This window comes from Bacillus sp. JJ1521, assembly GCF_036965165.1.
Classification (GTDB): Bacteria; Bacillota; Bacilli; order Bacillales; family Bacillaceae_L; genus Ferdinandcohnia.
This window is the reverse complement of the sequence record NZ_JBALOX010000249.1, coordinates 1-1,004: the sequence shown is the minus strand read 5'-3', so window position 1 is coordinate 1,004 and position 1,004 is coordinate 1. Positions and strand designations below refer to the sequence as shown.

Genomic DNA, 1,004 nt, shown 5'->3' with positions numbered 1-1,004 from the left:
TGGCAACGTCTTTGTGACCCACATCCTGTGGGCCTAAAAAAATCGGGCGCAAATACGCCAAGGCGCATTTGATTATAGGAGTTGTTAAAATGGCAGATGTAAATGTGTTCCTTGCTTTTGGTGCCGGATTTTTATCCTTTATCTCACCTTGTTGTTTACCGTTATATCCAGCATTTTTATCGTATATAACAGGCGCATCTGTAAGCGAATTAAAATCAGAAAATGCAATGCTGCAAAAACGGAGTATTTTACATACAATATTCTTTTTAGTTGGTTTTTCAATTATTTTCGTGATGCTCGGCTTTGGAACATCCTTTGTCGGCCAAATTTTTAGTGATTATAAAGACTTAATTCGTCAAATCGGAGCAATTTTTATTATTTTCTTTGGTCTTTTTGTACTTGGAATCATTAAACCAGGATTCTTAATGAGGGACCGTAAAATTGAATTTAAACATCGACCAGCTGGATATATTGGATCGATCTTTATCGGAATGGCTTTTGCTGCGGGGTGGACACCTTGTATGGGGCCAATTTTAATGTCAGTAATCGCACTTGCTGGAACAAATCCAGACTCTGCAATGCTATATATGGTGTTGTATTCATTAGGATTCTCCATTCCATTCCTTGTGCTTTCATTTTTCATTGGTCGTTTACAATGGATTCGAAAAAACAGTATGAAGATAGTAAAAATTGGTGGATATGCAATGATTGTTATGGGAGTTATACTGTATTTTGACTGGATGACAAAAATTATCGCATATGCAAGTGCTATCTTTGGAGGATTTACAGGTTTTTAGTCGAATTAGTTACCTTAAGAAGTGCTTTCAAGGAGGACCTGTACAGTGGCTAGAATCTTAGTAGTTGATGATGCGAAATTTATGAGACTTACTCTCACAGACATATTAGTTAAAGGTGATCACGAAGTGGTGGCGGAAGCTGAAAATGGACTTGAAGCTGTTGAAAAATACAAAGAGACAAAACCAGATCTTGTGACAATGGATATT

General features: G+C 36.9%; 2 protein-coding genes. Both read left to right on the top strand.

Features of this window, described 5'->3' with window-relative positions; genetic code table 11:
* The first annotated feature begins 89 nt into the window (after positions 1 to 89).
* Positions 90 to 797 (top strand): cytochrome c biogenesis CcdA family protein, encoded by a 708-nt coding sequence (locus tag V7147_RS23840; RefSeq protein WP_335370282.1) that lies wholly within the window; start codon positions 90 to 92, stop codon positions 795 to 797.
* A 45-nt stretch (positions 798 to 842) separates the two neighbouring features.
* A partial coding sequence (locus V7147_RS23835) for a response regulator (RefSeq protein ID WP_335370284.1) occupies positions 843 to 1,004 on the top strand: 162 nt, incomplete at its 3' end.